Source organism: Microbacterium terrae, assembly GCF_017831975.1.
In the GTDB taxonomy this organism is placed as follows: Bacteria; Actinomycetota; Actinomycetes; order Actinomycetales; family Microbacteriaceae; genus Microbacterium; species Microbacterium terrae.
Window position 1 is genome coordinate 1,971,091 of record NZ_JAFDSS010000001.1, and the last position, 22,383, is coordinate 1,993,473.

Here is a 22,383-nt window from a genome sequence, read left to right on the forward strand (position 1 = left end):
GACCGCTCACCCGGCGACAGGCCTGTTTCGACGCGCCGGTGTCATGCCCGGCACGCCCGCAGACGAGCACGGCTCCCGGGTCCACAGCGGGCGGTGCGTCGCCCCCTCGGGGTGAGAGGATGGACCTGCCATGCCGACCGATGCGCCCTCGAACCTGCCCCCCGTCCTCCGACCCGAGCGTCCTCCCGTGCACGCCCTCGCGGATCTCGCGGCGCGGTTCGCCGTGGAGGTGCGCGGCGATGTCGCCGACGCCACGCTGACGGGGATCACCCTGGCCACCGCCGACCTCCGCCCGGGCGACGTCTTCGTCGCGGTTCGCGGCGTGAACCGCCACGGCGCCGAGTTCGCCGCCGCGGCCGCCGAGAAGGGTGCGGTCGCCGTCATCACCGACGCCGAAGGCGCGTCGCTCGCCGCTGCGAGCGGACTGCCCGTGGTGGTCGTCGACGACCCGCGCGGCGTGCTCGGAGACCTGTCGGCATGGGTGTACAGCACCGGCCCCGACGACGACCTGCCGCTGCTGCTCGGCACCACCGGCACGAACGGCAAGACCAGCGTCTCGCACATCCTCGAAGGCATCCTCGCGCAGCTGGGCGCGACGACCGGCCTGTCGTCGACCGCCGAACGCCACATCGCGGGGCAGGTCATCGTGTCGCGGCTGACGACGCCGGAGGCGTACGAGATGCACGCCCTCCTCGCTCTCATGCGCGAGCGCGGCGTCGAGGCGGTCGCCGTCGAGGTGAGCGCGCAGGCCCTCAGCCGCCGCCGCGTCGACGGCATCATGTTCGACGTCGCCGGGTTCACGAACCTCACGCACGACCACCTCGACGACTACGCCGACATGCGCGAGTACTTCGAGGCGAAGCTCCCGCTCTTCCGCCCCGACCGCTCCCGCCGCGCCGTCGTGTGCATCGACGCCGAGACCGGCGCCGAGGTGGTGCGCCGGAGCGAGGTTCCGACCGTCACCGTCGGCACGCCCGCCCTCGCGGCCGACCCCGCGGCCGCCGCCGACGCGGACTGGACGGTCGAGATCCTCGACGAGCGTCAGATCGGCACTGAGTTCCGGCTGACGGCGCGCGACGGCCGCACGCTCACCACCCTCGTCCCAGTCATCGGGCGCCACATGGCGGCCAACGCCGGCCTCGCCATCGTCATGATCCTCGAGGCCGGCTACACCTGGGAGCGCCTCGTCGCGGCCCTCGACGGCGGACGCATCGAGGCCTACCTCCCGGGCCGCACCGAGCTCGTCTCAGGAGAGACCGGTCCGGCGGTGTACGTCGACTTCGGGCACTCGCCCGATGCGTTCGAGAAGACCCTCGCAGCCGTCCGCCGCGTCACGCCGGGCCGTGTGCTGATGCTGTTCGGGGCCGACGGCGACCGCGACGCGACCAAGCGGCACGACATGGGCCGCACGGCGGTGCAGGGCAGCGACATCCTCGTGATCACCGACCACCACCCGCGCAACGAGGAACCCGACTCCATCCGGGCGACGCTCCTCGAGGGTGCTCGGCGCGCGCGCCCCGACGCCGAGGTGCACGAGTTCTCACCGCCCGAGCGTGCGATCGTCGAGGCGATCGCCCTGGTGGGCGACGGCGACGCCATCCTGTGGGCAGGCCCGGGGCACCAGGACTACCGCGACATCCGCGGGGTGCGCACACCGTACTCGGCGCGCGAGCTGTCGCGCCGCGCGCTGCGGGCCGCCGGCTGGCCGGTGCCCGAGCCGCACTGGCCGGTGCCCTACCCCGCCGACTCCACGCCGTCGTCCGACCCGCTGCGGCAGTTCGACTCCCCCTGATCGAGCGCGGTGCGCCCGGCGCCGCCGTGCGCCGGGCCCGTTCGCCCGACTGACGCGCGTCAGCCCGCGGCGGCGATCAGGCGATCGGCGGTGTCGCGCGCCCAGCGCTCTGCCTCGGCGAGGCTCTCGCGGCTCAGCGCTTCAGGCGCCTCGTGCTCATCGACGACGCGGTCGATCGTGTCGACGATGCCGAGGAATCCGATGCGACCCTCGTGGAAGGCATCCACCGCCTGCTCGTTCGCCGCATTGAAGACGGCGGGGAACGTGCCGCCGGCCCGGCCGACCTGCTTGGCGAGGCGAACGGCGGGGAAGGCGTCGTCATCGAGCGGCTCGAACGTCCATGCGGTCGCCGTGGTCCAATCGAGCGGCCGCCCCACCCCCGCGACACGGCTCGGCCAGTCGAGCCCGAGCGAGATCGGCAGCCGCATGTCGGGCGGCGAGGCCTGGGCGATGGTGGAGCCGTCGATGAACTCGACCATCGAGTGCACGATCGACTGCGGATGCACCACGACGTCGATCTCGGCGTAGGGCACGCCGAAGAGCAGGTGCGCCTCGATGACCTCGAGCCCCTTGTTCACGAGCGTCGCCGAGTTGGTGGTCACGACGCGTCCCATGTCCCACGTCGGGTGCGCGAGCGCCTCGGCAGGGGTGACCGAGTCGAGCGATGCGCGGTCGCGTCCGCGGAACGGGCCGCCCGACGCGGTCAGAACCAGCCGCCGGACCTCGGATCGCTGCCCCGAGCGCAGCGCCTGAGCGATCGCGGAGTGCTCCGAGTCGACCGGCACGATCTGCCCCGGCTTCGCGATCCGGGTGACGAGGTCGCCGCCGACGATCAGCGACTCCTTGTTGGCGAGCGCGAGCGTGCGCCCCGTCTCGAGCGCGGCGAGCGTGGGACCGAGGCCCACCGAACCGGTGATGCCGTTGAGCACCACATCAGCGTCGACGTCGCGCACCAGCTGCTCTGCTTCGACGGCGCCGAGCGCCGTGTACTCGACCTCGAACTCATCGGCCTGCCGGGCGAGCGTCTCGCGGTCCGTACCCGCGGCGAGGCCGACGACCTCGAACCGCCGGGGGTTGGCCCGGATGACCTCGAGGGCCTGGGTTCCGATGGATCCGGTCGAGCCCAGAATGAGGATGCGGCGCATCCGGTCAGCCTACCGACCGGATGCGCCGCATCCCTGGATCACTCCGCGAGCGCGGTCACTCCGCGGGCGTGGTCTCGATGATCTCGACGACGAACACGAGCGTCTCGCCCGCGAGCTCGTGCGTGCTCGAGCCTTCCTCGCCGTAGCCGCAGCCGGGCGACATCGAGACGACGAGCTTCGTGCCGACGGTCTGACCCTCGAGCGCACGCTGGAAGCCGGTGACGACGCCGGTCGTGGCGAAGGTCGCGGGCTCGCCGCGCTCGTAGCTGGAGTCGAAGACGCTGCCGTCGCTCCACTTCACGCCCTGGTAGTCGACGGTGACGCTGTCGCCGGCCTCGACCGTTGCTCCGTCGCCCTCTTCGAGCACCTCGAGCTGCACGTCTGCCGGAGCCTCGGCGTCGGGGATCGTGACGGTCGGGTTGCCGTCGGCGTCGAACTCGACGCTCGGGAACTCGCCGGTCGGCTCGCTCACGGCGCACCACGCGTCGGCGGGCACGATGTCGAGCACGTCGATGACGTACACCTGCGCGCCGCTGCCGGCATCGGGGACGGTCATGACGATGCGCGACCCCTCGGTCGCGCATCCGAAGAACACGTCGGGGCCGGAGCCCACGCTGATCGGCATCGCCGGGAGCGCGGTGCCGTCGAACCCGGCCTCCTGCAGCGGCTCGCCGGTCGTCGCGTCGTAGATGCCGAGCGCGTACGAGACGTAGTCGCCGTCGGAGATCGCGTCGCCGTCGCCCTCGACCGCGACGGCTCGCTCCGACGTGGTGATCTCGAGCGGGGTCTCGAACTCGACGGTCGGGACCGCGCCGACCTCGCCCGACACGGTGATCGACGAGGCGACGTCGCCCTCCGGCGCGGCGACCGAGCACAGGTCGGCGCCGGCCGTGTCGGTCGGGGTGGGAGTCGACTCGGGTGACGACGACGAGCAGCCGACGAGCAGAAGCGCGGACACTGCTGCGACGGACAGGGCGGCAAGCGGGCGGAAGCGCACGATGAAGACCTCGGATTTGCAGGGGATGGAACCTCCATCCTCCCCTATCGGCGGAGCATCCGCGCTGTGAAAGGGCTATGCCCGACCAGGAATGGAATCGGGGGTACCCTCGATCGGGTGACTTCCGACCAGATCCCCGACGCGGACGACACCCCGGACGATGCCGCCCCGGCGCGCTCCATGACCGGTGTGTACGCGTTGGGCCGCGGCCTCATCACCCCGCTCGCGCGCGTCATCTACCGTCCGCGCATCGAGGGCAAGGCGGGCGTCCCCCGCACCGGCCCGGTGATCTTCGCCAGCAACCACCTGTCGTTCATCGACTCCATCGCGATCCCGGTCGCCGCTCCCCGTCCCGTGCACTTCCTGGCGAAGTCGAGCTACTTCGACAAGCCCGTGTCGCGATGGTTCTTCACCGCCATCGGCGCGATCCCGGTGAACCGCGGCGCCGGGCAGGCGGCACTCGACGCCCTCGACCAGCAGCGCGTGCTCCTCGACGAGGGCAGCGCCGTCGCGCTCTACCCCGAGGGCACCCGCTCCCTCGACGGCCGCCTCTACAAGGGACGCACCGGCGTCGCGTTCCTCGCCCTGCAGACCGGCGCCCCCGTGGTGCCGGTTGGTCTCGTCGGCACCGACAAGGTCATGCCCGTCGGGGCGAAGATGCCGTCGCTGCGTCACCGCATCACGGTGAAGTTCGGTGCACCGCTCGATCTGTCGCACCACGGCCCCGCCGAGTCCGGCCGCGCGCGCCGCCACGCGACCGACGAGATCATGGCCGCGATCCACGCCCTCTCCGGGCAGGAGCTCGCGAACGCCTACAACGAGGTGCCGGCGCAGAACCCGATCGACCGCATCAAACAGGTCATGCCGCACGAGCGCCGCTGACCGCGCACGCCGTTCGACTCGCTCCGACCGGACTTCCCGGACGTTGAGCGAGGGAGCGAAGCGGACGAGACGAAACGCGTCAGGATGCGCCGGCGACGAGGATCGTCGGCTCGTGGCGCACCGGGAAGTTCACGGAGTTCGCGATGAAGCACCACTCGTTCGCCTGCGCGTGCGCCGCGGTCGCGGCTTCCGTCATCGACGCATCGGCGACGGTCACGCGGGGCCGCAGCACGACCTCCCGGAACGCGCCCCCGCCCCGACCGTCCTCGACCATCACGCCTGCGGCGTCGTCCTCGTAGCCGACGACCACGACGCCTGCCTGCACGCATGCGTGCAGGTACGACAGCAGATGGCACTCGCTGAGCGACGCCAGGAGCAGGTCCTCGGGGTTCCAGCGCGACGGATCGCCGCGGAACGGCTTGTCGCTGGAGGCGAGGAGAGCGGGCTTGCCGTCGATCTCGATCGTCACGGCGCGGTCGTAGTCGCGGTAGCCCGACGTGCCGCTGCCGCGGTCGCCCGTCCAGGTGGTGCGGACGGAGTATCGATGCTCACCGAACATGCGCACAGTCTGTCATGCGGGCACGCCCGCGCCCCGACGGTAGGCTGGTGGCCGTGCCGCAGACCTTCGCCGTGTCCGATGCCGTGGAGCTCGCCGTCGTCGAGCGCAGCGGATTCATCGAGTCGCGGCACGGCGGGATCGCCGTCGTGCTCGCGCCGGACGGAACGCTTCTGGAGCGCCTCGGCGACGTGTCGGCGTTCATCCTCCCCCGCTCGAGCCTCAAGCCCCTGCAGGCGCTCGCGTGCCTGTCTGCGGGGGCGCCCCTCGAGGGCGAGCACCTCGGACTCGCCACCGCGAGTCACTCGGGCACCGATCGCCACGTGTCGGTCGTGCGCGAGATCCTCGCGTCGGCCGGCGTCGGCGAAGACGATCTGGCCTGCCCTCCTGCGTGGCCCGGCGACACCGCCACCCGCGACGACATGGTGCGAGAGCTCGGCTCGCCGGCTCGCGTGCGCATGAACTGCTCGGGCAAGCACGCGGCGATGCTGCTCACCTGCACCACGAACGGCTGGGCGACCGACGGGTACCTCGACCCCGAGCATCCCCTGCAGGTGCACCTGCGCGACGTGATCGAGCGCCTCGTCGGCGAGAAGACGTCCGTGACGGCGATCGACGGATGCGGCGCCCCGATCTACGCGATGAGCCTGTTCGGCCTCGCCCGCGCGGTGCACCGGATCGGCAACTCCTCGACCACCTCGCCGTTCGCGCTCCACCGCAGCGCCGGCGCCCTCGTGCAGGCCGTGCGCCAGAACCCGTGGACGATCGACGGCCCCGGCCGCGCCGACACCGTCGTGATCGAGCGCCTGGGGGTGTTCGCCAAGGGCGGCGCCGAGGGCGTCATGGTCATGGTCGCCCCCGACGGCACGACGGTCGCACTCAAGATGCTCGACGGCAGCGGGCGGGCGGCCACCGCCGTCGCCTTGCGGCTGCTCGAACGCGCCGGGGCGCTCGCCTCGGCCGACGTCGCCGATGCGATGACGAGGCTTTCGCTGACCATCACCGGCGGCGGACAGGATGTCGGGGCCATCCGCCCCGCTTTCTAGAGGCGCTCCCACCAGGAGCCCGAGCGCTCCAACGGCGGAGCGGAAAGGACACGCGATGAGGATCAGCGTCCCCACCGAGGTCAAGAACAACGAGTACCGGGTGGCTCTGACCCCCGCCGGCGTCCACGACCTGGTCGTCCAGGGGCACGAGGTGTTCGTGCAGACAGGCGCCGGAGCGGGCTCGTCGATGCCCGATGAGGAGTACCTCGCCGCCGGCGCGACGCTGCTCGACAGCGCCGCGGATGTATGGGCCCGCGCCGAGCTGCTGCTGAAGGTCAAGGAGCCGATCGCGAGCGAGTACGGGCACTTCCGCGACGACCTCGTGCTGTTCACGTACCTGCACCTCGCCGCGGATCGCCCGCTCACCGAGCGGCTCGTCGCAGACGGCGTCACCGCGATCGCATACGAGACGGTGCAGGCGATCTCCGGCGGCCTGCCGCTGCTCGCTCCGATGAGCGAGGTCGCGGGGCGCCTCGCACCCATCGTGGGCGCGTCGACGCTGATGCGGTCCGCAGGCGGGCTCGGGCTGCTCATGTCGGGAGTGCCGGGCACGCGTCCCGCGCAGGTGACCGTGATCGGCGGCGGCGTCGCCGGCGCCAACGCCGCGGTGATCGCGGTCGGGATGGGCGCCGACGTCACCGTCTTCGACACGAACGTGCAGCGACTGCGCTACCTCGACGACCACTTCCAGGGCCGTGTGAAGACCGCCGCCTCGAACCCGCTCGATCTCGATCGCGCGGTCACCGGCTCGGACCTCGTCATCGGCTCGGTGCTCATCCCCGGCGCGAAGGCGCCGAAGCTCGTCACCAACGACATGGTCTCGCGCATGCGCGCGGGCTCGGTGCTCGTCGACATCGCGGTCGACCAGGGCGGATGCTTCGAGGACACGCATCCGACCACCCATGACGACCCGACGTTCGCCGTGCACGACACGGTGTTCTACTGCGTCGCGAACATGCCCGGGGCTGTGCCGAACACGTCGACCTCCGCGCTGACGAATGCGACCCTCCCCTACATCCGTCAGATCGCCCGGCGCGGCTGGACGGATGCGCTGCGGGCCGACATCGGGCTCGCCGCAGGGCTCAACACCTTCGGCGGCGGCATCGTGAACGCCGGCGTCGCCACGGCCCACGACCTGCCGCTCGCCTCGCTCGAGGCAGCGCTGGTCTGAGACGCGGCATCCGTCCGCACAGACGACCGCCCCGACGGCAGGAGCCCGTCGGGGCGGTCGTCTTCGCACGGGAGGCTGCCGGTCAGATGCCGCCGTCGACCGAGCGGGTGTACTCCGCCGGGTCTTCGGGCACGAGCACCTCGGTGTCGCGGTTGAGGCTCTCGCCGCGGAAGAACGGCTTCGCCGCCGGGTACGCCCACCACAGGAACATCAGCAGCACGCCGACGGCGAGCGAGCCGATGCCGAGCACGAAGGTGCCGCCGATGCCGAACAGCACCGTGTAGCCGTAGTCGACGTCCCACATGTCGACCGCCGACTGCACGAACGCGAACGTGAGCATGAGGGCACCGAGCAGAGGCAGGATGCCCTTGTAGAGCAGATTGCGCCAGGTGCTGAACAGCTCGCGGCGGAAGTACCAGACGCACGCGTAGCCGGTGATGGCGTAGTAGAACGCGATTGCGAGACCGAGCGAGAGGATCGAATCCTGCAGGATGTTGTCGCTGATCAGCGTCATGCCGATGTAGTACAGGCTGGCGACGACGCCCATCACGATCGTCGAGAACGACGGCGTCTTGTACTGCGGGTGCACGGTCAGGAACCGGCGCGGCAGGGCACGGTACGCAGCCATGGCGAGCGTCCCTCGCGCGGTGGGGAGGATCGTGGTCTGCGTCGACGAGACCGCCGAGATGAGCACGGCGACCACGAGCATCCAGCCGAACGGGCCGAGCAGCCCGTCTTTGATCGCGAGGAAGAAGTCGTCGGCGATGGCCTCGTTGCCGAGACCGGTCGCGTCGTCGCCGAGCCCCGAGTACATCATCGCGGCGACCGTGACCGTCACGTACGTGAACAGCAGGATGACGCAGGTGAGCAGCGCCGCCCGCCCCGGGATGCGCTTGGGGTCCTTCGTCTCCTCGTTGAGCGCCAGGCAGGTGTCCCAGCCCCAGTAGATGAACAGGGCGAGGAGGATCGCCTCGGTGAATCCGCTCCAGTCGGTGAAGGCGGCCGGGTTGAACCATTCCCAGCTGAACGGCGTCGGATTCGGGGCGGTGCCGGTGAAGAACTGCCAGAGCGCAGCGACGACGAAGATCGCGAGGGCGAGGTACTGGATGCCGAGCAGCACGTTCTGGATGCGTTCGCCGATCTCGACTCCGCGCCAGCTCACCCACGTCATCGAGGCGATGAACACGACGCCGGTCGCCGTGACCAGCGGCACATTCTCGGCGAGCGAGCCGTCTCCGAACAGCGACCAGAAGTAGATGCCGGCGATCTGGGCGAGGTTGGCGAGCACGACCATGCCGGCCACCGCGACACCCCACCCGCCCATCCACCCGACCCACGGGCCGAACGCCTTCGTGCCCCAGGTGAAGGTCGTGCCGCAGTCGGGCACCGCGTTGTTGAGCTCGCGATAGGCGAAGGCGATGAACAGCATCGGGATGAAGGCGAGCACGAAGGCGATGGGCGCCTGCCCGCCGACAGCGAGGACGACCCAGCCGAGGGTCGCCACGAGAGAGTAGACCGGTGCGGTCGAAGCGAGGCCGATGACGGTGGAGCCCCAGAGCCCGAGCGTCCCTGCTGCGAGCCCCTTCCCATCGGTTCGGTCCAGATTGATCGGGGATGTAGCCACGATCCTGACGTTAGGCGCTCGGTCACGGTGCGACAAGGCGCTCGCCCGCACGCTCCGACCGGACCTCGGGCGACGGGAGGACGATGCGGACGGGGTCGGCACCGGCGTCGAGCAGCCACGCGCGACGGCGGCCGGGCTCGCAGTACGGCGGAGCGTCGCGCACGCCGGCGAGCGTGCGCAATTCGGAGGCGCATCCGGCGTCGACCACCAGAGCATGATCGCCGCGGAGTTCGGCCAGCAGGCGCCAGTGGCGCTGCCATTCGTCGGGCTCCGCCCAGACCACCGACCGGCCGGCGGCGGCCGTCGCTGCGCTGTGCTCGTCGGGGGTGAGGACGCGGCATCCGCCCGCCTGCCAGGACTCCAGCGCGGCGCGCGTGATCGGCGAACGCCGGGCGACCAGCCCGGTGAGGGTCGCGGTCGGCGCCCACGGACGGTCGTCGACGCCGCGCACGGCGGGACGACGCGGGGCGAGCGCCACCTGCACGGCGACGCCGTCGATGCGGCCGCGCCCCGGAGGCGCCTGCGGCAGGTAGTGGGCGCCGTCTCCCCCGGCGGCGATGTGGTCGGTGCGCGTCGGCAGGCCGAGGATCAGCCGGCGCGGGAAGAGGTCGGCCATGCGCGCGACGGGGCCGGTGAGCCGGCGAGCGGATGCCGCGACCAGCGCCCCGGTCGAACCGGCCGAGCGGATCACCGACTCGATCCGCTCGACGAGGATGGCGGCGTGGTCGGGCGGGAAGCGGGCGATGAGGGCGTCGAGATCGTCGAAGACCACGAGGCTCCCCCGTGCGGGAGGCTCGTGCCAGAGCCGCGTGATCGCGTCCCACGCGGCCTCGGGGTCGGCGGGGATGTCGAGAAGCACGTCGGCACCGGCGCCGACCGCGTCGAGTGCGGCGGAGCGGCCCGACCCGGGCCCTCCGAGGACGAGCAGGGCGCGGTCCGCGGGCGCGAGCGCCACCGTCGGCTGCTGCTGTCGCTCGGGCTCGTCGGTGAGACCCCACGGCAGTGCGCCCGGGCGCGGATCATCGCCCGGCTCGAGCGCACTCAGAGCGATCCGCTCCGGTAGCGGCGGCAGCCACGGGCGGCTCGCCGCCGACGCCTCCACCCCCGTCGATGCGTGTCGCTGCGCGACGGCGGCGATGTCGGCGGGCGCCGTCAGCGCGACGCGCACCCGCACGGCCCGCGCATCGCCCGCGCGTCGCAGGAAGGCCTGACCGCGACCGGCGACGCCGCCGGGAAGGCCGGCCGCCTCGTCGCCGCCGATCACGAAGCGGCTGTCGGCAGGATCGGCGACCCGCAGGCTGATCCGGAGGGGGCAGTTGGCGAGCAGCCCCTCGCGGATCACGCCGGCCGCACGCTGCGTGCCGAGCACAAGATGCACTCCGAGGGCACGCCCGCGCGCGGCGACGTCGCCGAAGACGGCCGCAAGCTCGGGGTGATCCCCCACGAGGGCGGCGAACTCGTCGACGACCACGACCAGTCGCGGCACCGCGACGCGCGGGTCGGAGACCTCCCGCGCCCCGACGCGGGCGATCGCCGCCTCCCGGCGCCGGATCTCGGCGCGCAGGCTCTCGATCGCCCGGCGCGCACCGTCGCCGTCGAGGTCGGTGATCACCCCGGTCACATGCGGGAGCGCTGCCAGCGAGTCGAACGCGGTTCCCCCCTTGAAGTCCGCGAGGAGGAAGGCCACCTCGTCGGGCGACCGTTCAGCGCACATCGCCGTGATCCACGTAATGAGCAGTTCGCTCTTGCCGCTTCCGGTTACACCGGCGACGATCGCGTGCGGTCCGTCGGCAACGAGATCGACGACAGCCGCCGCGGCGCCGATCCGTCCGATGACGGCGGCGAGGCCCGCCCCCGTGCCGGGCCCCTCGGCAAGGAGTTCGCCGAGGCTGATCGCCCCCTGTTCCGGCGCGGTCCAGCCCAGCAGCCTCTCAGCACGGTCGACCAGGTGGTCGGCGAGGTGGCGCGCCTGGTCGCGCGAGATCGCCTCGGGCGTGATCCGCACGGCCCCGCCGCGACGGTGCAGGATCGCCGCGTCCGGGTCGGCCACGTCGAGCACCGCCGCACAGCGGGGCGGTGGGGACTCACCGACGCCGCGCAGGGCAAGCACGATGTCGGCGCCGTCCGGCACCGCTTCACCGCGCCCGATCACGACGGCCCGCGCGCCCGACGCGGTCTGCGCGTGCGGCAGCCCGTGGACCCAGTCGATGTCGCCGCCGACCGCCTCGACGCGCATCTCACCGGGAGCGTGCGCCAGACACAGCTGCAGCACCAGCGCACGATGCACCGCTGCGGCCACGGGTCCGTCGCCGGTGACCGCGACGCCCTCGGCAGCCGACACGGTGATGGGCGATCCGGTGAGGCGAGCCGCCGCCGCGCGAACCGCTGCCGAGTCGGTGTCACCCTCGCCGCCGCGTACGCGCACTGCGCTCGCCCCCTCGCCCGACCCGACGACGAGAGTCCAGTCACCGTCGGGCACGCGCCAGATCGCATCGGGGTCTGCGGCGAGCGCGCGCACGTCGGGGTGCTGCCGCCAGAGGCCGGCGCGCTCGGCGTCATGGCGCCGCTCCACCGCCGCGCGCACGGCCTCACGCTCGCGGCGGGCCCGCGTCTGCGCCGCCCGTCGATCGCGCCGCGCGGCGCGGCGTGCGTCGACCGTCGTCGCGACCACCAGCAGCGGAGCCAGCGCCGCGAGCCACAGCGCGATCATCGAGCCGGTCACCAGCCACAGCACGACGGCACCGACGATCGGCACCACGCTCGCGAGGAGCGGGAGCGGCGCCCGGGGCGCGGGCTCCCAGGCAGCCGGCAGCACCAGCGGCTCGTCGTCGGGACCGCCCCCGACCGCCCAGACCGGGGCGAAGGGATCGTCTGCGGCGCGGGCTGCGGCGCGAGCGGGAGCGCGGTCGGCGGTGAACGTCATGCGCCGATCACACTACGCGCGCGGTTGCGGTCACCGCCCGGGGACGATTCTTGGGGGCTGTCGCCGTCAGCGACCGGCTGTGGAGGAGTCGGTGCCGGCTGCCGACTCGTCGTCGTCGCCCGGCTCGGCCGCGCTCACGGACTCCGAGGTCTCGTCGTCGTCATCCGCGTCGCCGGTATCGGCATCCGCGTCCTCGTCGTCGCCGACCGCGGCGGTGCCTGCTCCCACGGTGGGGATCTCGGCGGTGTCGTCGTCGACCTCGTCGCCCGAGCCTGCGGCGACCGCGCTCGGGTCGGCGACGTCGAGCACGATGATGCTGATGTTGTCGCGTCCGCCGTTCTCGAGCGCGGCGTCGAGCATCGCGTTCACGGCGTCGGCCGGGTCGGCGTTCTCGTCGAGGAAGTGACGGATGCCGTAGTCGGTGAGCTCCTTGGTGAGACCGTCCGAGCAGATGACGAACCGGTCGCCGGCCACCACGTCGAGGCGCACGTAGTCGGGCGTCACGCTGTCGGACGGGCCGACCGCGCGCGTGATGACGTTGCCGTACGGGTGGTTCTCGGCCTCTTCCGGGCTGAGGCGTCCCGCCGCGATTAGCTCCTGCACGACCGAGTGGTCGGTGGTGATCTGCACGATCGCGCCGTCTCGCACGACGTACACGCGGGAGTCGCCGATGTTGAAGGTCACCCAGTGCGCGGCTTCGCCGGCGGTGTCGAGGTAGACACCGGTCACCGTGGTGCCGGTGCCGTCGTCGGTCGTCTCGGGGTGCGCGCCGATGTCTTTGACGGCCTTCGCGAGCGCCTTCTCGATGGTCTTCGGAGTGACGGGCCCGTCGTCGACGACGCCGCGCAGCCGCGCGATCGCGCTGGCGCTGGCGATCTCGCCGCCGATGTGCCCGCCCATGCCGTCCGCGACGACGAAGAGGGGGTACGCCGTGAACAGCGCGTCCTGGTTGACCTCGCGCCGGCGCCCGGTGTGCGTGACCTCGGCCCAGGCGAGGTCGATGGCTCCGCCAGGAACTTCGACCCGGCGCGTGTGGGTGGATACGTCGGGCACGCCCTGTTCCTCCCCGTCCGCAGGTGGTCACGCGGCACCCGTTCGGTCGGGCGGCGTCCTCACATTCTAGGGGGTCAGTCCCCCGCCGATTCGGAAGCACCCGCCTGCGACGCGCCAGCCCGTGCCGCGAATCCCGCATCCGCAGGCCCCTCGATGGCTGACTCCGGCACATCCGCGTCGTCGATCGGCGCCTCGAACTGCGCGTTGTAGAGCCGCGCGTAGGCGCCCTTCATGGCCAACAGCTCGTCGTGCGAGCCCTGCTCGACGATCGCGCCGTTCTCCATGACGAGGATCAGGTCGGCGTCGCGGATCGTGGAGAGCCGGTGAGCGATGACGAATGCCGTACGGTCCTCGCGCAGTCGGGACATCGCGCGCTGGATCAGCAGCTCGGTGCGGGTGTCGACCGAGCTCGTCGCCTCGTCGAGGATCAGGATACGGGGGTCCGCGAGGAACGCGCGCGCGATGGTGACGAGCTGCCGCTCGCCCACCGACAGGTTCGTCGCCTCGTCGTCGAGCATGGTGTCGTAGCCGTCGGGCAGTGCGTGCACGAAGCGGTCGACGTACGCCGCGGTCGCGGCATCCACGATCTCGTCCTCGCCGGCGTCGGGGCGACCGTAGGCGATGTTCTCGCGGATCGTTCCGGAGAAGAGCCACGTGTCCTGCAGCACCATTCCGGTGCGGGCGCGCAGGTCATCGCGGGTCATGCGACGGGTGTCGACGCCGTCGAGGGTGATGCGGCCGCCGTCGACGTCGTAAAACCGCATGATGAGGTTGACGAGGGTGGTCTTGCCCGCGCCGGTCGGACCGACGATCGCGACGGTGCTTCCCGGCTGCGCAGCCAGCGACAGTCCGTCGATGAGCGGCTTGTCGGGCGAGTAGCTGAACGACACGTCCTCGAAGTCGAGGTGGCTCGCCGACTCGGGCGCGGTCTCTGCGGGCTCGTCATCGGCGGTCTGCTCCGCCTCGTCGAGGAGTTCGAAGACTCGCTCGGCGCTCGCCACGCCCGACTGGAGCAGGTTCACCATCGACCCCAGCTGGCTGAGCGGCTGGGTGAACTGACGCGAGTACTGGATGAACGCCTGCACATCGCCGATCGACATGACGCCCGCGGCGACCTGGAGACCGCCCACGACGGCGATCGCCACGTAGACGAGGTTGCCGACGAACATCATCGCCGGCATGATCACGCCCGAGATGAACTGGGCGCCGAAGCTCGCCCGGTACAGCTGCTCGTTCTCGGTGCGGAACGCCGCCTCGGCCTCGGCCTGGTGGCCGAACACCTTGACGACGGAGTGCCCCGAGAACGTCTCCTCGACGCGGGCGTTGAGGATGCCGGTCGTCTTCCACTGCTCCACGAAGAGCTTCTGCGAGCGCCGCGCGACGAGAACCGTGATGACGATGGTCAGCGGGATCGTCACGAGCGCGATCACCGCGAGGAGCGGCGAGATCACGAACATCATCACGAGCACGCCGACGACCGTCAGCAGCGACGTGACGACCTGCGAGAGCGTCTGCTGCATCGTCTGGCCGATGTTGTCGACGTCGTTCGTCACGCGGCTGAGCAGCTCGCCGCGCTGCACCCGGTCGAAGTACGACAGCGGCAGCCGATGGATCTTGTCCTCCACCTGCATGCGCAGCCGGTGCATCGCGCGCTGCACGACCCCGTTGAGGATGCGCGCCTGCAGCCAGCCGAAGATGCTCGCGAAGACGTACACCGCGAGCACCAGGCTCAACAGCATCCCCAACTGTCCGAAGTCGATGCCGGCGCCCGGCACGAAGTCGACGTTCGAGATCATGTCGGCGACCTGCTGCTGCCCGTCGGCGTTCAGCGCGTCGAGGATGTCCTGCTTCGTCGTGCCCGCGGGCACGTCGGAGAACTGCAGCGAGACCGCACCGGCGAAGACGATGTTCGTCCCCTCGCCGAGGAGCTTGGGGCCGATCACGGTGAGCGCCACCGAGATGACGCCGAACACGAGCACCGCGATGATCTGCGGCATATCGGTGCGGAGCGTGCCGAGCAGCCGCTTCGCGCTCGGGAGGAAGTCCTGCGCCTTCTCGCCGGGGCCCGCCTGGCCCATCGGGCCGCGGGCCATCGGCTGCCGGCGCGGTGCCTGCTGCTGCCCGCTCATGCCGCCGCCTCCGCCGCGAGCTGCGATTCGACGATCTCGCGATAGGTCTCGCACGTCTCGACGAGATCGTCGTGCGTGCCGATCCCCACGGCGCGGCCGTGGTCGAGGACGACGATCTGGTCGGCATGCTGGATCGTCGAGACGCGCTGCGCGACGACGAGCTTGGTGGCGTCGGGCAGGTGCGTGTCGAGCGCCTGGCGGAGCGCGGCATCCGTCCGCAGATCGAGCGCCGAGAACGAGTCGTCGAAGATGTACACCTCGGGCCGCTTCGCCAGAGCCCGGGCGATCGCGAGGCGCTGACGCTGCCCGCCCGACACGTTCGTGCCGCCCTGAGCGATCGGCGCGTCGAGTCCCTCGGGCATCGCCTCGACGAAGTCCCGGCCCTGGGCGAGCTCGAGCGAGCGCCAGAGCTCCTCGTCGGTGGCGTCGGCGTCTCCGTAGCGGAGGTTCGAGGCGACGGTGCCCGAGAAGAGGAACGCCCGCTGCGGCACGAGCCCGATGCGGCTCCACAGGTCGTCGGGGTCGTACGCGCGCACGTCGACGCCGTCGAGGCGGACAGCTCCCCCGGTGACGTCGAACAGTCGGGGCACGAGCCCGATGAGGGTCGTCTTCCCCGCGCCGGTCGAGCCGATGACGGCCGTCGTGGTTCCCGGCTCGACCGTGAAGGTGAGGTCGTGGATGACGGCGTCGTCGGCACCCGGGTAGGCGAAGTCGACGTGGTCGAACTCGATGCGGCCCGCGGGGACGGGAAGGGCGGATGCCTCGGCCGGCGCCGTCACGCTCGGGTCGGTGTCGAGCACCTCGCCGATGCGGTTGGCGCACACCGCGGCGCGCGGGATCATCACGAACATGAAGGTCGCCATCATGACGCCCATGAGGATCTGCATGAGGTAGGTGAGGAAGGCGAAGAGCGTGCCGATCTGCACCCCGTTCTCCTGCACCTGGAACGCGCCGAACCAGATGACCGCGACGCTCGAGACGTTCATCACGAGCATGACGGCGGGGAACATCAGCGCCATGAGGTTGCCCGCGCGCAGCGCCGTGTCCATCACGTCGTCACTGGCCTGCGAGAACCGCGCCCGCTCCTCGCGCTCGCGAACGAACGCGCGGACGACGCGGATGCCGGTGAGCTGCTCCCGCAGGATCTGGTTCACGCGGTCGATGCGCTTCTGCATCTGCGTGAACGCAGGCACCATACGCACGACGATGAGGCTCACGATGATCAGCAGCACCGGGATCGACACGGCCATCAGCCACGACAGCCCGGCATCCTGCTGCACGGCCATGATGACGCCGCCGATCGCGAGCATCGGCGCCGAGATCATGAGCGTCGCCGACACCTGCACCAGCATCTGCACCTGCTGCACGTCGTTCGTGTTGCGGGTGATCAGCGACGGCGCGCCGAACTGCCCCACCTCGCGCTGCGAGAACGCCACCACGCGGTGGAAGACGTCGCCGCGCAGGTCGCGGCCCATCCCCATCGCGAGCCGCGAGCCGAAGTACACCGCGACGATCGAGCACACCACCTGCACCAGGCTCACGATGAGCATGACGCCGCCGGTCTGCCAGATGTACGGGATGTCGCCGGTGACGACGCCCTCGTCGATGATGTCGGCGTTCAGGGTCGGCAGCCACAGCGACGCGATGGACTGCGCCAGCTGAAAGACGACCACCCCGACGATGAGCAGCCATGCGGGACTCAGATACCGCACGAGGAGCTTCCAGAGCACGGGAGCCTTCCTGTGCGCGGATGCCGTCCGCCGAGCGGGCCGCGCACGAGATCCGACGCTACGCCCCTCGACGCACCCGCGACAACACCCCGCGTACGCCCACGGCGAACCGGGCGCCGGGCGACGGGTCGGCGATCAGGGCGCGGTCTCGGGCGGCGGGAACAGCCCGTCGATGAGCGCGAGGTCGGCCGCATCCGGGGTCCATGCCGTGGCGGCTGCCGCGTTCGCCTGCACCTGCTCGGGGCGCGTCGCCCCCGCGATCACGCTCGACAGCGCCGGGCGCGACAGCAGCCACCCGAAGGTCGCCTCGAGCATCGTGATCCCCCGCTCGTCGCAGAACGCCTGGTACGCCTCGAGCGCGTCCCATGGGGCGTCCTCGTACAGGTGGGGTCGCTGGCGCATGATGCGGCTGTCGGCCGGCGCGGCGTCGCGGGTGAACTTGCCCGTGAGCAGACCGTTCTGCAGCGGGAAGTACGGGAAGAAGCCGAGCCCGTACCGCTCCACGGCGCGCAGCGTGTTCCGCTCGGCGCCGCGCGAGAGCAGGCTGTAGTCGTTCTGCGACGACACGAACGGGATGCCGTGGCGCATCAGCGCGGTGAAGTGCGCCTCGGCGATCTGCCAGCCCGAGAAGTTGGAATGCCCGATGTAGCGCACCTTGCCCTCGCGGACGAGATCGCCGAGGGCGTCGAGGGTCTCATCGATCGGGGTGTCGTTGTCGGGGACGTGCAGCTGGTACAGGTCGATCCAGTCGGTCCGCAACCGCCGGAGCGACCCCTCCACCGCCCGGCGGATGTACGCGCGCGAGGCCTTCGCGCCCGACGTCGGGTACCCCATGTCGCGGCCCGGGTGACCGAACTTCGTCGCGAGCACGACCTGGTCGCGACGCCCCTCCAGCGCCTCGCCCATGAGCGTCTCGGACAGGCCGGGATCGCCGCCGTACATGTCGGCGGTGTCGAGGAACGTCACTCCCGCCTCGATCGCGGCGTCCAGCACGTCGCGGGTGCCGGCGACCGTTTCGGTGCGGGTGCCGGGGCGTCCGAAGTTGTTGCAGCCGAGGCCGGTGGCGGAGACGAGCAGACCGGATGCGCCGACCCGGCGCAGGGGAACAGTGGAGGTCACCCGCCCCACGTTACCGGTGGCGGTTCGGGGCGGACGCTGCCGCAACGAGGAAGACCCCGCCGAGGCGGGGGTCTTCCTGTGCGCCGGATCTACGGCTTGGGCGGCTCAGGAGCAGCGGGCGGCTCAGGAGCTGCGGGCGGCTCAGGTGCGGCCGGCGGCTGCGGTGCAGCGGGCGGTTCGGGGGCCACCGGAGGCTCAGGAGCCGCGGGGGCCGCCGTGGGCGCAGCCGGAGGCGCTGCCGGCGGAGCGGGCGGCGCGGCAGGCGGAGGAGTCGGCGCTGCAGGCGGCGGAGTCGGCGCTGCAGGCGGAGGAGTCGGCGCGGCGGGCGCGCCCGGAGCCGCGTAGCCGGCGGGCGGCTGGTAGCCGGCCGGCGGCGGGTAGGCGCCGGGGGCGGGGGCTGCCGGGGCGGCACCCGGCTGCACGGGGATGCCCTGCCACACGGTCGTGTCCTTGAGGAACGAGTTCGCCCACGGTGCGGGGGCGATGTTCGGGTTCCACGGCGCCTTGTCGAAGGCGAGGATGCCGACCCAGATGAGCGTGCCGACGCCGGGGATGAGCCAGAGCAGCAGCAGCGGCCAGTCCTTGCCGAGCTTCAGCCCGATGCGCCAGCCCGAGAGCACCCAAGCGGCGAGACCGACGAGCGAGAAGATCCAGCCGATGCCGGGGATCTGGCCGAGCAGCGCTGATGCGACGATGGCACCGAGCATGACCCAGGGCGAGAGGTCGCCGAGTTTCGCGGCGACCAGGGAGTTGTACACGGGCACCCACGCGCGCCACTTGCCCTGCACGCCGGCCTTCTCGAAGACCTTCATGAGGAAGAACGCGCCGATCACGTACCCGGCGATGGCGAGGATGAGAAGTATGGGGGCGAGAATGAGCCAGAAGGCCACCATCGCTCCGTAGCCGTAGTCGTAATCCATATCGATCTCCAGGGTCGATGTGAGACGCGCGGGCACACGCCTGCGGAGCCTCCGCTCCGCTCGACACATGGTAGCGACGATCAGTGCGCGCTGTCAGCATTCTTTCAGGTTCGCGATGGCGCGTGTCGGCCCGGGTGGGTAGCCTGACCGCAGACCCGGAAGGACTCCCGATGAGCGACACCACTCCCCCCGTCCCGCCGTTGCCCGAGCAGCCCGCTGCGGACGCGGCACGGGCGACACCGGCGGGAGCCTCAGCGACCGCTGCAGGGCCGTCGTCGGGCGCCGCCGGGGCGGACCCCGACGACACCGGCGTTCCCACCACACTGGGCGGCGACCCGGCAGACATCGGGCGCGGCTTCTTCTCCGCGCTGTTCGACCTGTCGTTCCGCACGTTCATCACGCGGCGGCTCGCGAGCGTCTTCTACCTCGTGGGCCTCATCGCGATCGGCATCGGGGTGATCTTCTACTTCGTCGGCGGTCTCGTCAACGGCATCGGGGCGCTGTGGTTCAACCCCGGCGCGGGCATCAGCCTGATCGTCGCGACGATCGTGCTCGTGCCGATCCTCGGACTCCTCGCGATCATCACCCTCAGGTTCATCATCGAGGGGATCGTCGCCCTCATCGCCATCGCCGAGAACACCGAGCGCACGGCGGAGAACACGCGCGGCTCGTCCGCCTAGCTGCTCCCTCGTGGTGCCCGGTCAGGCGAACAGCTCGATCTCGCCCGACGCGCTTTCAGCGACACGCAGGCCCGCAGCACCCGCCCACCGCAGGAACCCCGCACGCGTCGACACCCTTGGTCGCGCCTCGGCCAGGCGCCGCACGAGCGCGCCCTTCGCGTGCTTGTTGAAGTGGTTGAGCGCGCGCACCGCTCCGTCGGGTCCTTCCGACACGACACGGACGTACGCGGACGCGACGCCCGCCGGAACCGGTCCGAGCGCGACGTACGCCTCAGAACGGAGGTCGAGCACGAAGCGCGGCGCCGATGCGGCGAGTGCCGCCGTCACCGGCTGCGCCCAATGCCGCTTGAGAGCGGGCACGCCGGGCAGTGCCACTCCGGCGCCGAGGCGGTACGCGGGGATCGCGTCGAGGGCGCCGACCGGGCCGAACGGCGCGGAGTGGATCATCGCGTGGCCGCGCAGCCAGCCGCGCGCCGTCGCGTCGAGCGACGCCGCATCCAGAGCGTCGAACAGCACGCCGGTGTAGCGGTCGATCGCCGGCATCGTCGGAGCGGTGCGCAGCACCGCATTCACCGCGACCTCGTCGCGCTGCGTGGCGCCGAGCTTGAGCACGCGGGCCGCGGCATCCTCATCGGCAGAGAGTGCGACGAGCGCCTCGATCACAGCGTCGCGCTGCGACGCGAGCGACGGCAGGGCGAGCGCGCCGACGTCGAGCGCACGGCGGCGGCCGCCCGCGCGCTTCGTCTCGGACGGCGGCAGCAGGATCAGCATGGAGAACCCATCGGAGCGAGACGAAACGCCCCGGACACAGTGAGATGCCGGGGCGTTTCGTGGCGGAGCGGACTCCGCCGTGGACTACTGCGTGTGCGTCAGGAGATGAGCGCGGCGTTGCCCGCCACGATCGTCAGCACGTCGGCCTCCATCGAGAGGAAGCCGTCCTGCGCGTTGGCGATGATCTTCCCGCCCGAGGTCTCGGTGATGCGCACCTGACCCTCGGCGAGGATCGCGAGCACGGGCTCGTGACCGGGCATGAAGCCGATCTCGCCCAGCACGGTCTTGGCGACGACGAGCGACGCCTCTCCCGACCAGACCTCCGCATCCGCGGAGACGAGACTCACCTTGAGCGGCATGATCAGCCGTTCTCCTTCTGGATCTGGGCCCACTTCTCCTCGACGTCGGAGATGCCGCCGACGTTGAAGAACGCCTGCTCGGCGACGTGGTCGAAGTCACCCTTGACGATCGCGTCGAACGACTCGATCGTCTCCTTGATCGGGACCGTGGAGCCCTCGACGCCGGTGAACTTCTTGGCCATATAGGTGTTCTGCGAGAGGAACTGCTGGATGCGGCGTGCACGCGACACGACGATCTTGTCCTCTTCGGAGAGCTCGTCGACACCGAGGATCGCGATGATCTCCTGCAGTTCCTTGTTCTTCTGGAGGATCTGCTTCACGGCGGTGGCCACACGGTAGTGGTCCTCGCCGATGTAGCGAGGGTCGAGGATGCGGCTCGTCGAGGTGAGCGGGTCGATGGCCGGGTACAGGCCCTTCGACGCGATCTCACGCGAGAGCTCGGTGGTGGCGTCGAGGTGCGCGAACGTCGTCGCCGGAGCCGGGTCGGTGTAGTCGTCGGCCGGCACGTAGATCGCCTGCAGCGAGGTGATCGAGTGACCACGCGTCGAGGTGATGCGCTCCTGGAGCACACCCATCTCGTCGGCGAGGTTCGGCTGGTAACCCACCGCGGACGGCATGCGGCCGAGCAGCGTCGAGACCTCGGAACCGGCCTGCGTGAAGCGGAAGATGTTGTCGATGAACAGCAGCACGTCCTGCTTCTGCACGTCGCGGAAGTACTCCGCCATCGTCAGCGCCGACAGGGCGACACGCAGACGCGTTCCCGGCGGCTCGTCCATCTGGCCGAAGACGAGGGCGGTCTTGTCGAAGACTCCCGCCTCCTCCATCTCGCCGATGAGGTCGTTGCCCTCACGGGTGCGCTCGCCGACACCGGCGAACACCGACACACCACCGTGGTCCTGCGCGACGCGCTGGATCATCTCCTGGATGAGGACCGTCTTGCCGACGCCCGCTCCACCGAAGAGACCGATCTTCCCACCCTGCACGTACGGGGTGAGCAGGTCGATGCTCTTGATGCCGGTCTCGAACATCTCGGTCTTCGACTCGAGCTGGTCGAACGAGGGCGCCTGACGGTGGATGCCCCAGCGCTCGGTGATCTCGATCGTCTCGCCCGGCTCGGCGTTGAGGATCTCGCCGGTCACGTTGAAGACGCGGCCCTTGGTCACGTCGCCGACGGGGACCGAGATCGGGCCACCGGTGTCCTGCACCTCCTGGCCGCGGACCATGCCGTCCGTCGGCTTCAGCGAGATGGCGCGGACGAGGTCGTCGCCGAGGTGCTGGGCGACCTCGAGCGTGATGGCCGAGGTGACGCCTTCGACCGTGACGGTCGTGGTGAGCGCGTTGTAGATGTCGGGGATCGAGTCGTGCGGGAACTCGATGTCGACGACGGGGCCCGTCACGCGGGCCACGCGGCCGACGACGGTGGCTTCCGTCTTGTCAGCGGTGAGGCTCATGGCTTCTTCTCTTTCGTATGGTCTGGTTGCGCGAC

18 protein-coding genes are annotated in these 22,383 nt (G+C 71.0%); 5 read left to right on the forward strand and 13 right to left on the reverse strand.

What is annotated here, in order from left to right; genetic code table 11:
* The first annotated feature begins 130 nt into the window (after window positions 1-130).
* Window positions 131-1,792, forward strand: a complete 1,662-nt coding sequence (locus JOD63_RS09165; RefSeq protein WP_045274645.1) for a Mur ligase family protein — start codon at window positions 131-133, stop codon at window positions 1,790-1,792.
* Between the two features lie 59 nt (window positions 1,793-1,851).
* Here JOD63_RS09165 and dxr read toward each other — a convergent pair whose 3' ends face one another.
* Together dxr and JOD63_RS18220 are read right to left on the reverse strand one after the other, a co-directional pair.
* Window positions 1,852-2,937, reverse strand: a complete 1,086-nt coding sequence (gene dxr / locus JOD63_RS09170) for a 1-deoxy-D-xylulose-5-phosphate reductoisomerase (protein ID WP_045274644.1) — start codon at window positions 2,935-2,937, stop codon at window positions 1,852-1,854.
* A 55-nt stretch (window positions 2,938-2,992) separates the two neighbouring features.
* Window positions 2,993-3,934: an FKBP-type peptidyl-prolyl cis-trans isomerase gene (locus tag JOD63_RS18220; RefSeq protein ID WP_045274643.1), complete on the reverse strand. Its 942-nt coding sequence runs from the start codon at window positions 3,932-3,934 to the stop codon at window positions 2,993-2,995.
* A 180-nt stretch (window positions 3,935-4,114) separates the two neighbouring features.
* Here JOD63_RS18220 and JOD63_RS09180 point away from each other — a divergent pair, with 180 nt between their 5' ends.
* On the forward strand, window positions 4,115-4,816 hold the full coding sequence (locus JOD63_RS09180; protein ID WP_084613373.1) for a lysophospholipid acyltransferase family protein: 702 nt from the start codon (window positions 4,115-4,117) through the stop codon (window positions 4,814-4,816).
* A 79-nt stretch (window positions 4,817-4,895) separates the two neighbouring features.
* Here JOD63_RS09180 and JOD63_RS09185 read toward each other — a convergent pair whose 3' ends face one another.
* Window positions 4,896-5,375 carry an OsmC family protein gene (locus JOD63_RS09185; protein WP_045274642.1) on the reverse strand — a complete coding sequence of 160 codons (480 nt, stop codon included), beginning with the start codon at window positions 5,373-5,375 and terminating at the stop codon, window positions 4,896-4,898.
* Window positions 5,376-5,428: 53 nt separating this feature from the next.
* Between JOD63_RS09185 and JOD63_RS09190 the strand changes: the two genes are divergently transcribed.
* Window positions 5,429-6,418, forward strand: coding sequence for an asparaginase (locus tag JOD63_RS09190; protein WP_245617942.1), 990 nt, complete (start codon window positions 5,429-5,431; stop codon window positions 6,416-6,418).
* Window positions 6,419-6,473: 55 nt separating this feature from the next.
* On the forward strand, window positions 6,474-7,589 hold the full coding sequence (gene ald, locus JOD63_RS09195) for an alanine dehydrogenase (protein WP_045274640.1): 1,116 nt from the start codon (window positions 6,474-6,476) through the stop codon (window positions 7,587-7,589).
* A gap of 82 nt (window positions 7,590-7,671) precedes the next feature.
* Here ald and JOD63_RS09200 read toward each other — a convergent pair whose 3' ends face one another.
* The 7 genes from JOD63_RS09200 to JOD63_RS09230 all read right to left on the reverse strand — a co-directional run bounded on the left by JOD63_RS09200 (window position 7,672) and on the right by JOD63_RS09230 (window position 19,087).
* Complete coding sequence (locus JOD63_RS09200; RefSeq protein WP_045274639.1) at window positions 7,672-9,213, reverse strand: APC family permease; 1,542 nt, start codon at window positions 9,211-9,213, stop codon at window positions 7,672-7,674.
* A gap of 22 nt (window positions 9,214-9,235) precedes the next feature.
* The gene (locus tag JOD63_RS09205) at window positions 9,236-12,136 is read right to left on the reverse strand and encodes an FtsK/SpoIIIE domain-containing protein (RefSeq protein WP_052682369.1); all 2,901 of its coding nucleotides are present in this window, start codon (window positions 12,134-12,136) and stop codon (window positions 9,236-9,238) included.
* Between the two features lie 66 nt (window positions 12,137-12,202).
* Complete coding sequence (locus tag JOD63_RS09210) at window positions 12,203-13,189, reverse strand: PP2C family protein-serine/threonine phosphatase (RefSeq protein WP_084613368.1); 987 nt, start codon at window positions 13,187-13,189, stop codon at window positions 12,203-12,205.
* Between the two features lie 74 nt (window positions 13,190-13,263).
* Window positions 13,264-15,318, reverse strand: a complete 2,055-nt coding sequence (locus JOD63_RS09215; RefSeq protein WP_084613367.1) for an ABC transporter ATP-binding protein — start codon at window positions 15,316-15,318, stop codon at window positions 13,264-13,266.
* Window positions 15,315-17,048 carry an ABC transporter ATP-binding protein gene (locus tag JOD63_RS09220; protein ID WP_045274638.1) on the reverse strand — a complete coding sequence of 578 codons (1,734 nt, stop codon included), beginning with the start codon at window positions 17,046-17,048 and terminating at the stop codon, window positions 15,315-15,317. Before JOD63_RS09220 ends, JOD63_RS09215 begins: the two co-directional genes overlap by 4 nt.
* A gap of 135 nt (window positions 17,049-17,183) precedes the next feature.
* Entirely contained in the window at window positions 17,184-18,167 is a 984-nt protein-coding gene (locus JOD63_RS09225) for an aldo/keto reductase (protein WP_045274637.1), read from the reverse strand.
* Between the two features lie 89 nt (window positions 18,168-18,256).
* Complete coding sequence (locus JOD63_RS09230) at window positions 18,257-19,087, reverse strand: large exoprotein (protein ID WP_211088084.1); 831 nt, start codon at window positions 19,085-19,087, stop codon at window positions 18,257-18,259.
* 170 nt (window positions 19,088-19,257) lie between these two features.
* Here JOD63_RS09230 and JOD63_RS09235 point away from each other — a divergent pair, with 170 nt between their 5' ends.
* Window positions 19,258-19,767, forward strand: coding sequence for a DUF4282 domain-containing protein (locus JOD63_RS09235; RefSeq protein ID WP_045274127.1), 510 nt, complete (start codon window positions 19,258-19,260; stop codon window positions 19,765-19,767).
* Between the two features lie 21 nt (window positions 19,768-19,788).
* Here JOD63_RS09235 and JOD63_RS09240 read toward each other — a convergent pair whose 3' ends face one another.
* The 3 genes from JOD63_RS09240 to atpD all read right to left on the reverse strand — a co-directional run bounded on the left by JOD63_RS09240 (window position 19,789) and on the right by atpD (window position 22,348).
* Window positions 19,789-20,538, reverse strand: coding sequence for a YaaA family protein (locus JOD63_RS09240; RefSeq protein ID WP_045274128.1), 750 nt, complete (start codon window positions 20,536-20,538; stop codon window positions 19,789-19,791).
* 98 nt (window positions 20,539-20,636) lie between these two features.
* The gene (locus JOD63_RS09245; RefSeq protein ID WP_045274129.1) at window positions 20,637-20,897 is read right to left on the reverse strand and encodes a F0F1 ATP synthase subunit epsilon; all 261 of its coding nucleotides are present in this window, start codon (window positions 20,895-20,897) and stop codon (window positions 20,637-20,639) included.
* A 2-nt stretch (window positions 20,898-20,899) separates the two neighbouring features.
* Entirely contained in the window at window positions 20,900-22,348 is a 1,449-nt protein-coding gene (atpD, locus tag JOD63_RS09250) for a F0F1 ATP synthase subunit beta (RefSeq protein ID WP_045274130.1), read from the reverse strand.
* Between the last annotated feature and the right edge of the window lie 35 nt (window positions 22,349-22,383).

What these genes read in the sequence shown, in the direction of transcription:
- JOD63_RS09165 (WP_045274645.1), top strand. Translation starts at nt 131, where the DNA reads ATGCCGACCGATGCGCCCTCGAACCTGCCCCCCGTCCTCCGACCCGAG.
- dxr (WP_045274644.1), bottom strand. Translation starts at nt 2,937, where the DNA reads ATGCGCCGCATCCTCATTCTGGGCTCGACCGGATCCATCGGAACCCAG.
- JOD63_RS09180 (WP_084613373.1), top strand. Translation starts at nt 4,115, where the DNA reads ATGACCGGTGTGTACGCGTTGGGCCGCGGCCTCATCACCCCGCTCGCG.
- JOD63_RS09185 (WP_045274642.1), bottom strand. Translation starts at nt 5,375, where the DNA reads ATGTTCGGTGAGCATCGATACTCCGTCCGCACCACCTGGACGGGCGAC.
- ald (WP_045274640.1), top strand. Translation starts at nt 6,474, where the DNA reads ATGAGGATCAGCGTCCCCACCGAGGTCAAGAACAACGAGTACCGGGTG.
- JOD63_RS09205 (WP_052682369.1), bottom strand. Translation starts at nt 12,136, where the DNA reads ATGACGTTCACCGCCGACCGCGCTCCCGCTCGCGCCGCAGCCCGCGCC.
- JOD63_RS09215 (WP_084613367.1), bottom strand. Translation starts at nt 15,318, where the DNA reads ATGAGCGGGCAGCAGCAGGCACCGCGCCGGCAGCCGATGGCCCGCGGC.
- JOD63_RS09230 (WP_211088084.1), bottom strand. Translation starts at nt 19,087, where the DNA reads ATGGATTACGACTACGGCTACGGAGCGATGGTGGCCTTCTGGCTCATT.
- JOD63_RS09235 (WP_045274127.1), top strand. Translation starts at nt 19,258, where the DNA reads ATGAGCGACACCACTCCCCCCGTCCCGCCGTTGCCCGAGCAGCCCGCT.
- JOD63_RS09240 (WP_045274128.1), bottom strand. Translation starts at nt 20,538, where the DNA reads ATGCTGATCCTGCTGCCGCCGTCCGAGACGAAGCGCGCGGGCGGCCGC.
- JOD63_RS09245 (WP_045274129.1), bottom strand. Translation starts at nt 20,897, where the DNA reads ATGCCGCTCAAGGTGAGTCTCGTCTCCGCGGATGCGGAGGTCTGGTCG.
- atpD (WP_045274130.1), bottom strand. Translation starts at nt 22,348, where the DNA reads ATGAGCCTCACCGCTGACAAGACGGAAGCCACCGTCGTCGGCCGCGTG.